Annotated in this window: 10 protein-coding genes; 6 read left to right on the top strand and 4 right to left on the bottom strand. The window is 45.4% G+C overall.

The features are described from left to right. Positions 1-8: 8 nt before the first annotated feature. Positions 9-512 carry a hypothetical protein gene (locus tag AZI85_RS12165; RefSeq protein WP_063205063.1) on the bottom strand — a complete coding sequence of 168 codons (504 nt, stop codon included), beginning with the start codon at positions 510-512 and terminating at the stop codon, positions 9-11. A gap of 106 nt (positions 513-618) precedes the next feature. On the opposite strand from AZI85_RS12165, the gene AZI85_RS12170 reads away from it, so the two are divergent. The 6 genes from AZI85_RS12170 to AZI85_RS12195 all read left to right on the top strand — a co-directional run bounded on the left by AZI85_RS12170 (position 619) and on the right by AZI85_RS12195 (position 10,165). Beyond that, positions 619-1,668 carry a hypothetical protein gene (locus tag AZI85_RS12170; protein ID WP_063244375.1) on the top strand — a complete coding sequence of 350 codons (1,050 nt, stop codon included), beginning with the start codon at positions 619-621 and terminating at the stop codon, positions 1,666-1,668. After that, positions 1,623-2,489, top strand: a complete 867-nt coding sequence (locus tag AZI85_RS12175) for a pseudouridine synthase (protein ID WP_063244285.1) — start codon at positions 1,623-1,625, stop codon at positions 2,487-2,489. The genes AZI85_RS12170 and AZI85_RS12175 overlap by 46 nt, the downstream gene beginning before the upstream one ends. A 3-nt stretch (positions 2,490-2,492) precedes the next feature. Beyond that, positions 2,493-3,380 (top strand): EamA family transporter, encoded by an 888-nt coding sequence (locus tag AZI85_RS12180; RefSeq protein WP_063244286.1) that lies wholly within the window; start codon positions 2,493-2,495, stop codon positions 3,378-3,380. Between the two features lie 111 nt (positions 3,381-3,491). Beyond that, positions 3,492-7,235, top strand: coding sequence for a tail fiber domain-containing protein (locus AZI85_RS12185; protein WP_063244287.1), 3,744 nt, complete (start codon positions 3,492-3,494; stop codon positions 7,233-7,235). A 42-nt stretch (positions 7,236-7,277) separates the two neighbouring features. Beyond that, the gene (locus tag AZI85_RS12190) at positions 7,278-7,877 is read left to right on the top strand and encodes a pentapeptide repeat-containing protein (RefSeq protein WP_063244288.1); all 600 of its coding nucleotides are present in this window, start codon (positions 7,278-7,280) and stop codon (positions 7,875-7,877) included. Next, complete coding sequence (locus AZI85_RS12195; RefSeq protein ID WP_063244289.1) at positions 7,874-10,165, top strand: PQQ-binding-like beta-propeller repeat protein; 2,292 nt, start codon at positions 7,874-7,876, stop codon at positions 10,163-10,165. Before AZI85_RS12190 ends, AZI85_RS12195 begins: the two co-directional genes overlap by 4 nt. Here AZI85_RS12195 and AZI85_RS12200 read toward each other — a convergent pair. The 3 genes from AZI85_RS12200 to AZI85_RS12210 all read right to left on the bottom strand — a co-directional run bounded on the left by AZI85_RS12200 (position 10,092) and on the right by AZI85_RS12210 (position 13,007). After that, complete coding sequence (locus AZI85_RS12200) at positions 10,092-11,930, bottom strand: hypothetical protein (protein ID WP_063244290.1); 1,839 nt, start codon at positions 11,928-11,930, stop codon at positions 10,092-10,094. The two genes, AZI85_RS12195 and AZI85_RS12200, sit on opposite strands and share 74 nt — an antisense overlap. An 86-nt stretch (positions 11,931-12,016) precedes the next feature. Further along, complete coding sequence (locus AZI85_RS12205) at positions 12,017-12,571, bottom strand: hypothetical protein (RefSeq protein ID WP_155724010.1); 555 nt, start codon at positions 12,569-12,571, stop codon at positions 12,017-12,019. Between the two features lie 46 nt (positions 12,572-12,617). Next, complete coding sequence (locus tag AZI85_RS12210) at positions 12,618-13,007, bottom strand: PulJ/GspJ family protein (protein ID WP_063244292.1); 390 nt, start codon at positions 13,005-13,007, stop codon at positions 12,618-12,620. Between the last annotated feature and the right edge of the window lies 1 nt (position 13,008).

Raw genomic sequence — 13,008 nt, forward strand, 5'->3', positions numbered from 1 at the left:
CGTTTCTTTTACAGACGTTTCAAACGCGCGATTTCCATTTTGGCTTCATTCAAAGCGGCTTGTGAAGAAATCATCTGCGCTTCTTTTTCCGCCAAAAGTTTTTGCAAGTGGTTCATGCGAACTTCAAAACTTTTGATCACGTTGTTGTGGCGATCGACCATCTCTTGAACTTTCAGATCCAGGCTTTTGCGCTCGTTCACACGTTGCGCTAGTTGCGTGATCTTCTGACCGGCTTCGGTAGCAAGCCCATTATGGCTTTGCTCTAGACGACCCAAAAGCTGACTTTGTTTTTCAAATTTGATGTTGGAAGATTTAATCAATTCATTCACCGTCGCCACCACCTTGTTCAGCTGGTCTGCCAAGGCTTGATTCTGAGCTTTCAGCTCGAAAATCTGACGATCTGTGTTCAAATAGTTGTTTCCTACTGTGCTCATGTTCGTAGGAATTTCCATTGTAGGACTCTTGGCGACTTTCTTTTCCCCAAATAGTTCCGGATTTAGTTCTTTCTGCATAAGACGCCCCTCCTAGGACTTAAAAAAAATCTACGTCTTCTATCATATTTTTTCTGGACTAAAATTTCAAATGTTCATACTTTATGCGCGAAGGGGGAACCGCATTTTGCTTAAGGTTGGACAACTTTTAAAATTCGTATCTGATCTAAATCCGCAAAATACGCCCACGCGTCTGTCATTCTTCAATTTTTTGCGTGGTTTTCCTCATCCTGACGACGTTTTGACCCCAGAATTGATCGAAATGTTTTTTAACTACTGCATGGATTATCCGCACTGGGCGTCCAACAAACAGCAGCTGGGTCACGAAGTTCAGTTTTTGTTAGAGAATTTCAATAGCTTCTACCAGCAGAAGTTTGACTTGAGTCCAATCCGTTTCCCGCAAAATATGCAGCTGATCGAAATCGAGCATTTCCATGACTTGATTGACGCGGTTGGTACTTATGTTAAGACGCTTTGCGGCGAAAATGACAAGTTCCGCGTTCTTCCAGATCAGAACAAACGCGTGATCGTGATTCTTCTTCGTGAAGATAAATCTTTGGAAGTTCGTAGCTTCGATCGCAAATTCACACTTCGCAATGGTCAGTTGGAGCCTCTTCGTAAAGATTTGGTTCTTTACTACAATTCTGAATTGGAATTGAGCAGCCAGCACACCCACAAAATCGAGGTGGCTCCTTACATTACGGCACAGTTCCGTGTGATGGGCGAAAAGGTCACAGGTTCTTTGCTTCGCGGGTATGTTTTTCAAAAACTTCAAGAAATGAAAAGCGAGCCTCTGGCAGAACAGACGCGCGTTTTATTCCCAATTAAGCGCCTAGAGCAGTTCTTTGTCGATCGCCGAACAGATCCTTACTATCAAGATTTGGTCAGCCAACTTGAAAGAACTTGTGCTTTAATCCAACAGGGTGACTCTGAGGCATTAAAATGGTCTTCGATCGTCTTGAACAAAGCCGAAACCGCTCTGGATAATATCTTTATGGGAGACAAGCTCATGACTCTTCTAGTACGTGACCTCCGTCACGCCATCGGAGAGTACGGCCGTAAGAATATCTCCTCTTCTGACCTCACTGGTGGTATATTGTCTTCACAACAATTACCCGAGGCCGATGAAGAATGTCTGAAAATAACTCCGCTCAAAGAGTTCGACTTAATAAACTAATAGCTGATTCAGGATTAGCATCCCGTCGTCATGCCGACCGCATGATCGAAGAGGGACAAGTCACTGTAAACGGAAAGCGCGTTTACGAGTTGGGTATCAAAGTTGATCCTACTGCAGACCGCATCATGATTGACGGTAAACCTCTTCGCAAACCTTTGTCGCAAAAGTACTACCTTGTCTTTAATAAACCTCGAGGTGTCTTGACGACAATGGACGATCCTCATGGTCGCCCGACAGTGGCGGACTATTTGGGTGAAGTGCCAGCACGTGTCTTCCCTGTGGGTCGTCTGGACTGGGACTCTGAGGGTATGCTGCTTCTGACGAACGATGGTGATTTTGCTAATAAAGTCATGCATCCGAAAGCTGAAGTAACAAAAACTTATCTTGTAAAACTAGATGGTCAACCGCAACCTCACCAAATCGAAAAGCTTAAAAAAGGTGTTTCGATTGTGGGTGGTCGCGTGTCGGCTCGTCATATTGAAAAAATCAAAAAATCCGGCGACAACAAATCTGATAAATACGAGTGGTACAAAATCGTGATCACTGAAGGTAAAAACCGTCAGATTCGTCAAATGTTTGCCAAAGTGGGCTTCGACGTTTTGAAACTTCAACGTGTGGCGATCGGTCGTTTGCGTATGGGAGCTTTGAAATCCGGCGAACTTATTTTCCTTAACGAAGTGGCTGTCGAGCGCGTCTTCTTGGCGGATGATCCGGAAGAAGTAAAACAAAAGCGCACCTACAAAGGGCGCGCGGCTTCTCCTAAAAAGACGGCGAAACCCGCTTCTCGTATCCGCGTAAAAAAAGAATCCAAAGGCAGATAGTCCATGGCTTCCATAAACCCACGCTTAAGAGGCACGATCGAGATCTCTATTGCCAGCGTGGGTTTTGGATTTTTAGGCATCTTCGGTAAGTGGGCTTTTGCTTCCGGTCTTTCGGTCGGAGAATTCCTTTCTTACCGATTTACTTTAGCCGCCCTTCTGATTTGGATTTTTCTTCTTTTATTTAAACCTCAGTGGATCAAGCTTACTCGTCGCCAGACGATGATTGCCGGCCTTTTAGGGGTTTTCGGTTACGCTTTATTCTCGACTCTTTATTTCGAAGCCATCGATGGCCTGAGTGTCACACTCGCGGCTTTGTTGTTATACACTTACCCGTTTTGGGTGAATGTGTTTTCTCACTTTTTCACCCACGACAAAATTTCGAAGAAAGAAGCATTCTGCCTGGTGGGAGCTTCTTTGGGACTGGTGCTTTTACTTTGGGGTCATATCGAGGTTCGTAACATCTGGGCAATTGCGGCAGGATTAGGTTCGGCCATCAGTTACGCGATCTATGTGATGTTATCTGGACGATTGCAACAAGGTGTGCGACCGATTTCTTCAAGTCTTTATGTGATCACCTTTGGTGCGATCACGCTTTCGTTGTTTCATCGCACGGATTATTCGCACGTACAAAGTCTAACAAGCTTTCAAGCCAGCTGCATTTTTGGTATTGCGGTTATCTGCACGATCTTGCCTTTAACCTTAGAACTCGCGGCCCTTCAAAAGTTGCGCAGCAAAGAAGTCGCGCTGCTGATGATGATTGAACCTCTGACCGCGGCTATTATGGGTGCGATGATCTTTCACGAAAGCCTTAGTCTTCGTCAACTTTGTGGGGCTCTTTTAATCGCCGGTTCTTTAGTCATCAATACTTTTAGCAAGCAAGACTCACCTTAGGCCCCCCAGAAATCTTTAACAGTCGTTTCAGTTTGAGACGAAATACTTATAGTGACGCAATATCACGTCTTTTCTCTTACAAACTGTTGTTAAGAATCCGATAAGAAACACATGAGATCCGGAACGTCCATCATATTCATTCTCATGATTTTCTTTGTTTTTTCGGCCCACTCTTCGCCGAGAACCTTCACGTATCAAGGACGTATTCTTAAATCCGACGGAACTCCTCTTGAATACAATAATGTTAGCTTTGCCTTTGAAATTACAAACGCCTCTGGAAATTGCGTTATCTATAAAGAGCAAAGAAACAATATCAATATGCAAGGTTCCGGTGGGGTCTTTGATGTTCCCATCGGCTCGGGAGTAAAGCTTTATCCGACGACAGCCGGTTATGATTTAAGAACTGCTTTTAACAATGCGGTTTCTCATAATTGTGAAGGCGGATCGACTTACCTTCCGCAAGAAGATGACATTCGTATCCTGCGCGTGCAGTTTCATGATGGAGTCGGCTGGAAAGCGATCACTCCCAATAATGAAATTCGTGCCGTGCCATTTGCTTCCTTTGCAACATCGGCCTCTAAATTAGGCGATAAAATCGCCGATGATTTCGTTTTAAAAACATCCGTTGGTGCGTGCGCCATTGGACAGTATCTGACTTATGATGGCACAAGCTTTTCTTGTCAGAACGATGCCGGTGGCGCGGGAATGGTCAGCGACGTGAACGTGACAGCCCCGCTGACAAAGGGCGGAACGGCTTCTATTCCAAGTATTGGCATTTCTGTAGGCACAACCGCGGGAACTGTTGCCGCTGGAAATGATTCGCGCTTTTTGAATGCCGAACGTCTGCGTGGAGTGAATGTATCGTCAACACTTCCGTCCTCGGGGGGACAAGTTCTTCAATATGATGGCAGTCAATGGGGTCCGGCAGCTTTAGGAATTTCGAGTATCACGGGATTGCAAACGGCTTTAAATGACAAAGTCGCCGTCACAATGTTTCCAACATCTTGTTCGGCGGGACAATCTTTGGTGTTCGTCACACCGGCAAATAAATTTGATTGCTACAATATTCAAATCTCTGAATCGCAAATAACGGGAACGATTTCGGGCGCAAAAATTTCTGGAAATATCACGGGAAATGCGGCGGGCTTTACTGGGAGTTTGAACGGCGATGTCACCGGAGCTCAAGCTGCAACGGTTGTTGGAAAAATTCAAGGTGTCGACATTGATACGACGACACCAACCGCTGGTCAGGTTTTAAAATTTGTTGGTGGCAAGTGGACTCCCGCTGCCGACATTGGTACCTCCAATGCGGTTACTAACAGCGGCAACGCTACAAATATTAAAGTCGACACCAATGCCAACAGACCTGCAACAGGTGCTGTCGGCGATATTTACATGGCTTCAGATATCAACACCACTTTCGTGGGTTCCGGCACCGGTTGGTATACTGTCGGGACCTCAAACTTAGCTTACACTTCAGGAACACTGCCTGTTGCACGCGGTGGAACGAATAGCACTACGGCTTTGAATAACAATCGCGTGATGATGTCCTCGGGTGGTGCCATTGTTGAAGCGCCTGCCTTAACAGATGGACAGCTTCTCGTCGGTCGAACCGGAAATTCTCCAGTCGCCGCGAATCTTGTCGCCGGCACTGGTGTGACGGTGACGAATGCTGCGGGTTCAATCACTATTTCTGCAAATGGAGGACTGGCTCCAGGTGGAACTGCTGGCGGAGATCTGAGTGGCACTTATCCAAACCCGACCGTCGCCAAAATCCAGGGAACTTCCGTTTCAGCGACCGCTCCTTCAGGGACGGGACAAGTCTTACGTTACAATGGAACGAACTATGCAGCGAACTTTTTAAGTCTTGCGGATATTCGTTCGACGGTAACACCCGCGAATACTATTTTTCCTTCTTCTCCATGTGCCGCTGATAAAACTTTGAACTGGTCGGTTCTAACGGATACTTTTACCTGTCAGAATATTGGAATCGCCGATTCGCAAATCACCTATTCTTCTAAATCCGCAAAAACTTTTTTAGCCGCGCCCACGGGTGCTGCGGGGGCTCCAACATTTAGAACCTTGGCGTCCACAGACTTACCAACAAGTGGCGTGACTGCCGGAACTTACACATCAGTTACCGTAGATACATATGGTCGTGTGACGGCCGCAACGAATCCAACAACCGCTTCAGGTTATGGCATCACTGACACCTTCGTTCAGAACGGAAATTCATTCGGTGCAGCGGCGGTCTTAGGGACTAATAATGCACAGCCCTTAAGTTTTGAAACGAACGGAACGACTCGCATGAATATCCTTTCGACAGGAAATATTGGTGTGAATGTCGCAACTCCCCTGTCGCCTTTGCATGTCGACGGAATATTCATGGCCGGTGAAAATAGCGAACGCGCTATTTCATTACAACCTGATGTGAGTTCAGGATTAACCGGGGCCGCTTCTGCCGCCCAAATTCGTATTTCCGAACCCAACTTTGATGAAGGGACCGCGGGTTCCACGTTTCTGACTCACGAGTCCGATGGATCCACCATTTTGGGAAATACAAGAAACAATGCAGGCCTCTCGAGCGTACGTTTTGTGACGACGCCAGATGCGGGTTCGCCCACGGAAAGAATGCGCATTCACTCGGATGGTTCTGTGAGCGTGGGCTCAACAGCCGCTCCGGTATTTATGACGGTGAATGCCGGTGGAACTGTGGCTCCTTATGTTCCAGCAACAGATCGCTTAGCTGTGATCGGTAATGCCAACACGGTCATCCAAGTAACAAGTCCCAATACGGCGGCAGGTGGAATTTATTTCTCGGATCCCGAGGATCGCGATCCGGGTGGAATTGCTTATTCACATCTTTCAAATGCTATGTCATTCAGAGTGAATGATGCCACAAGCATGTACATTGATTCCAGCGGCAACGTCGGAGTTGGTACCACAAGCCCTGGTTTTAAGTTTGAAGTCAAAGGCGGCAATGCTCAGATCACCTCGAACACCACGATGGCCAATACGGGTGCGCTTGGCGGACTTCGTATTTTTAACTCTCAATCTTCCAATTCTGCGGACTACATCAATATTGGTTGGATCGGTGAAAACAAGTACGGAATTCAATCGGCTGACGAGTTGACCAATCGCGACCTCTTTCTAAATCCCTACGGTGGAAAAGTCGGTATCAACACCACGGCCTCAAGCCATGCGTTGACCGTCGCGGGACAAGCTTATGTCACTGATGGCGCCGGATTTGTAGAAATTCTGTCTCGCGCAGATTCTGCACTTAATGTCACTAATGACAATGGATCTAAGCGTGGCTTCACTGTCCATCACAATGCCACGACACTGTTATCCCAGTTTTACTATTGTCCCGGTGGGGCCTGCTCTTCAAAGATGACTTTTGATTACAACGGAAATATGTGGATCGCGGGAACTTTAACTCAGGCTTCGGACCTGCGACTTAAAACCAATGTCGCACCTCTAGAAAATAGCTTGGATAAAATTCTTTCTTTGCAAGGTGTGAGTTACGACTGGAAAGATCCGCAAGGGCGTGGACACCAGATCGGTCTTATCGCTCAAGATGTCGAAAAGGTTTTTCCCGAAGCCGTCGAGACCAATAAAGAAGGCTGGAAGGCCGTCGCCTATCAAAACCTAGTGGCTCCTTTGATTAATGCTATCAAAGAACTTCATGCCTTGGTTATGACTCAAAATGAGAATCAAGATCGCGCTATTGCATCCTTGCAGGAATCTAACGAGATTCTGAAAACCGAAGTTCAAAACCTTTCAGAACAAAATCGCCTGCTGAAAGAGGCCCTGTGTGAATCTCATCCTCAGTCCAAGATCTGTCAAAAGAAGTAAATTGCTTTGCTTCACGATACCAACAGCTTAAAATAGAGATATATGCACGTTCTCACTGTGACCTTGCTCTTAATAACCTCTGTAGCAGCGGCGGATGTTTGTCCCGACGGTCGCAAAAGTTCCGACTTTATCCAAGGCCCCTTGCAGTTTGTTCGCTGCCAGAACATTCAAAATGCTTACTTTGAAAAAGATCTTTTAAAGGGAGCGGACGCTTCTGGAAGCCATTTCTATAAAGTCGGATTTAACAAAGTAAATTTTGATCACGTTCAAATGACATCGGTAGAGTTCCGGGAAAACACTTTTGAAAAAGTAACGGGACTGAACTGGAATATTCAAAATTCTCGATGGATGGGTGGAATAATAAAAGACAGCCATCTATCCAAGAATCGCCTCGACGCTTCCAAGTTGGGTGGAGTTAAAATCTATCGTACGAATTTAAGCGAAACCTCCTTAAAGGACACAACCTGGAGCAACTGTTATTTCGAAGACGTAAATCTGGAAGGCGCGGATCTGCGCGGAGCACGCTTCGACATGTGTGTCTTTTTAAATGTACGTATGAAGGGAGCTTTATTTAACAAATACACGAAGCTTCCCATTTCTGACGCTCAAAGATCGCTTCAAGGCATGGTGTATTCACCATGAACAAGACACAACGGCTTTACGGCTTCTTTTTGTCTTTGACCCACATTGTGACCCTTTGGTTTTGGCGGGCCTTTGATTTCAACTACGGACTGTCGTACAAGCTTCAGAATTTAGAATGGAATCCTTGGCCATTTATTCCTGAAGGGCACGTCTTATTTATTCAGGAACATGCGGTGGCGGTTACCAGTGTCTATATACTTTTGTCCCTTCTGACACCTTTACTATTTCTGTTTGAAAAGCCTAAAGACCCCGTTCGTCTTGGCGCATTCACACTGACCCTATTCGCTAAGCTTGCGATCTTTTTTTCCTCTTATGATTTTATGGGTAACTATCACTATATGGGCAACTTGTTGTTAGCCCTTTATGTGGTCTCTGGCGCCCATCTGCTTTTTTTACAAATATCATTAGCGCTTTTTTATTTCGGCGCCGGACTTTTAAAGTTCAATGCCGAATGGATCACGGGTTCGGCTCTTCTTCGTGAAACATTTTTGCAAGGATTCTGGTTACAGGCGGCCTGCGTTTACGTCATCTTGCTGGAAACAGTCTTGATCTGGTTTTTATTTGCCAAAAAAAAATATCTTCGGCTCATTACTTTGGCTCAACTGGTTGTCTTTCATATTTTTAGCTGGCACATCGTCGGATTTTATTATCCGTCGGTGATGTTTCTATTACTGACTGTATTTCTTCTTTATCGGCCAACGGATTTTAATTTCAAGAACAACCTTCCGAAGTGGGCTCCTGTCTATTTTGCCCTTTTCTTAGCGGCTCAGCTTTATCCAAAGCTGCTTAATAAGAATGAAGCTTTGACCGCCGAGGGACGAATGCTTTCTTTGAATATGCTTGATGCCAAAACAGAATGCCTGGCATCGTTTGAGCTTCCAACCCAAGACGGATATTTGTACCTGGATCAACCGCTTTCTTATGCGATTCGCATCCGCTGTGATCCGTTGGTTTATTTTAATTATGCAAAAAAACTGTGCGCGCAATCTTCACATGTCACTGTCCCGAGTGTTAAGATAAATCTGAAATCACGCAAACAGACCGATTATCAAGACACCTGGGTCATTCGTGACCAAGAAATGTGTGACAAAGAACTTACCTATTCGATCTTCCTGAATGATTGGGTTCACGCAAGTCGCGAACTTTCGGCGCCGACATCAGCACCGGAAAAAGCTTACTCTCATTGGCGGGAAAATCCGCAACGGACCGGAGAATCTCGTCATCTGATGAAGGCCTCGTTTACCACTTCCTTGCTGCCCTTTCCTTTTCAGGAAAACATTCACTCTGCCGGTAAATCCAGTCCTATAGCTTTTAAAAACCTTTGGTTCGTAGGAAGCGACAGCGGTTCCTTGTACGCCTTTGATAATTCTTCTTTTCTTTGGAGAGACTATTTCCCTAAGCCTATCTTTGGCTTTCATGGGTCCGGTGTGACCACCGAAGATGGAGATCTCTATCTAGGTGCTTACGACGGAATTCTGCATAAGATCCGCAGTAAAGATGGAAAAAGAATCTGGTCCGTTAAATTGGGAAGTGCGATTGGATCTTCTCCCCTATTGGTAAATGGTTTGCTGTATGTCGCGGTCGAAAATCTGCCTGATAGCAGCACTTTCTTTGCGCTGGATCCGCGCAGTGGGGCTATTCGCTGGAGCTCAAATAAAATCAAGGGACTTGCTCACGCTTCGCTGAGCTATCACGCCAAAAGCGAGCAGGTATTCGGGGCTACGGGTACCGGTGAAGTGATTTCCTTTCACTCGCGGTCCGGGAAGGAAATGTGGCGTATAAACGTCTCGGGAAAGATTATTTCTACGCCTTTAGTCACTGACGAATCCGTGGTCATTGTCAGTACAGAGGGAGATGTCCAAGCACTGAATGTCCGTAACGGAACCTTGCGCTGGCATCATCAGTTAGGCTCGGGATCTCGGGCCTCCCCTTCTTATCATTCTAAAGAAAATATCTTGATAGTTCCCTCTGAAAATGGCGACATCACGGCTTTGCAAGCCGCCGATGGGGCCGAGCTTTGGCGGAAGATGAATGCCCACCTTCACGTATCGAGCGGAATCATTGCCCGTTACGGTAAGGCCGATGTTTATATAGATCAGTGCCAGGAAAAAACTTTGTGTTTTCTAAATGTGAAAACTGGCACCGTGCTAGAAACTTATTCCCTGCCAGACAGTTTTTCATCAACGCCTATGCTGAAAGAAGACGGTCTTTATATCACTCTTGATGGGTCAGCGGGCTTATGGCGCTTGGGTGAGAACGTAAAGACTGCAAAACAGTCTGCAAAGTAGCCCGGTTAATTTCTTGTGCCTTTTGCGAAGGCTCCGCCTTTTGCAAATTCTCGACGACCGTGCCTAAGTATTCTGCGCGATTTAAAGTTGTCCGATGTTGATACTGCGTAAGTTGATAAAGTAAGGATTCGTAGCTTTCAGGTATCGCCTCTGTCATGTTCGCTTGCAAAGCCAAATCTGCATGCAAAAGCTGCCCCGCTATGGCCACAAGAGGATGATTATTTTCTACTCCACCCGGCAAAGGGGAAGGCTTTTGAATAACATCCAATGGAAAATGAATCTGAAAATGATCGCGAATGTAGGTCATCGTCAGATTTCGACAGAACAGCTCTTCTTCTGTCATCGGTTGGCTGTTGACCTCTCGGTAAGCCTTTATAAGATTTTTTTCTTCACAGTTATTGGACGTTTCAAGGCAGTTTAAAATCTTTGGAAGAACGTCTTTACAGACGCCCGGTGTTGTCCACACCAAGTGATCCGCAGACCTGGCGGAAACAAAGTTCAAGCGGGTTTCCAGCTCCGTTAGTTTTTCGTCCATGGATTTAGACGAAAAAAGATTTCGTTCAAAATTTCGAATCAACGTGTCTGAGGACGGAATCATCAAAAGCAGCGCGGTCAGAACAGCACCCAGCGAAAGAGGTCTTTGCAACTTAGAAAGGTTTTGGTTCGCGATGTATGCAAAGTTAATGGCTAATACCGGAAGGAAAGAATAGATAAAGCGAGCTTCTCCGGGGTTCGAGAAGAAAACGGCCGCGCACTGACAAAGAATAAATAATAAGAAAAGGCGGGTTATCGGGTTCGAAAGAATCTGCGATATATAGAAAAGTGTACAAAGAAATATTAAAAGATAAAGACCGCTGAAGATCTTACTGAGGGTCGTCATTCTTCCTTTCATTGGATCAGGATAGAAAGGCCCGTCAAAGATGTTCAGCAAGCTGCGCGATTGCAAGGCCGCCACCCACGGTCGTTCTTGCACACAGGCCTTCGCCGTTTGCACATAGTAAAACGTATCGCGAAAGTCATTTTCTAAAAATAAAGACCGCGTTTCTCTAAGAGACCAAAATGATGGCGGTCGAAACCAGAATGAATTCTGCTCATTTTTAAAATCCAGCGTGGGTGCTTGACACCAGGCCTGAGCGATATTGGCGCCGCGGTTTAAATTCAAAGATGCTGTTCCTTGCCGATCAAATCGACTGTTCAAAAGCGAAAGACCCGCTAACAGAAACACCATGAGCGCAAAGCCAACCAGACTCTGCTTCCGAGACATTCTTTTTGCCTCAATCGGAAAAGTGAGCGCGTAGAACGAAAAAAGCAAAAGGAATGGCAGAATAATATTTCTTAACGCAAACGAGATACCTAATAAAACGAAAATGCCTAAATGGCGTGTCCACGATGACACTTTGAAAACTTCAAAGTAAAGCCCCAAAGCCAACACCGTCAGGAACTGAAAAAGGCTTTCGCTTATGTTTAACGAATTCAAATAAATCTGCATGGGATTAAGCAACAAAAAGAGCCCTAAAACCCAGTTTTGCCATGGCGAAGCGACATGAAGATGACGCAGGAATCGATAGACTAGATAGGCGGTGCCCAGCCCGAAACTCTGATTCAGCCAATAAAGAAGACTCAAGCGATATTCTAAAAGACCAATAGTATCTAAGATTTTATAAATAAGGGCCAGCCAAACCGGATAAGAACCCCATGCCGCAAAATTTCCGAAAACTTCGCCAGAAACCACGGCCAACGCTCGCTCATCGAAGCGAAAGGCCATGTGAATGTTCCACGCCTCGCTTTTATAAAAAAATACGAAGAAAGCGAATCGAAGAAGAATGCTAAGAAGAAAAAGTCCCCGTAAGGTTAAAGAGATATCACACCCGTCCTAAGAATGTCGTTACTGATCGTCGTGGAAATACTTTTCGAAGTGATACGAACCAGATCTGTGTAAGTATCAATCATTTTCAGAAATTGTTTTAACTCAATTTGATTTTCACAGGCACCGGGAAAGGCATTCTTCCTTAAGTAACAGTTGTTTTGCACAGTGAAAGTTTCAATGGCAACGTTCGTTCCCTCGACATTTTTAAAGAACATTCCAAACCCCGCGCCTACGACAGGGTTTCCAGTATTGGATTTAGGAAATTCTTGAACGGAAATCACTCTTTCATTGTTATCAAGGTCGATGGAATAAGCCTTAAAGAAAAATTTAGAAACTGATCCTTCCGTGCAATTGGGCGAGTTCGGAAGACAACAGGTAACACTTATCGTGCCATCACTGCGATGAGTGATGAATGGACGACGTTTCATCGCACCTAAAACATACAGTGCCGTGATACCGGGGAACTTATTGTCCATCTCAAAAGCATTATCCGCCTCATCACATCGAGCGACCATAAGGCGTTTGGTTCTTTTCTGCATTCCACCCTGGCTTCCGGTCAGACGATGTTCTTCCAACAAAAAGGAATCAAGAATAATCTCGTATGCCGTCTTCTGCTATGGCTTCCGTGGCTTTTTCATACAGGTGACTTCCCTGGGCATTCTTAGCCCATTCTTGAGGATTTATAATCATTGAAGGCGCAGGTGAAACTGCATTGCTACCTAGACTCGTTGCCCCCGTATTGAGGGTTTGATAAAAAGTTGTCGGCATATTCAAACGGCTCATGTTTAAGTTTCTTGCCGAACGACGAATAAACATATCCATTTCTTGAATTTCACTGACCACTTCTTGCTTTTTTTCAATGCGCTTCATCTCTTTTACAAAGACAATCGTCGCCTGACTTGATGCCAAAAGCAGAATGGCCATGATGGCACTAACCACCATGACCTCAACCAATGTGAATCCCTTCTTATCCATA

Source organism: Bdellovibrio bacteriovorus (assembly GCF_001592755.1).
In the GTDB taxonomy this organism is placed as follows: Bacteria; Bdellovibrionota; Bdellovibrionia; order Bdellovibrionales; family Bdellovibrionaceae; genus Bdellovibrio; species Bdellovibrio bacteriovorus_E.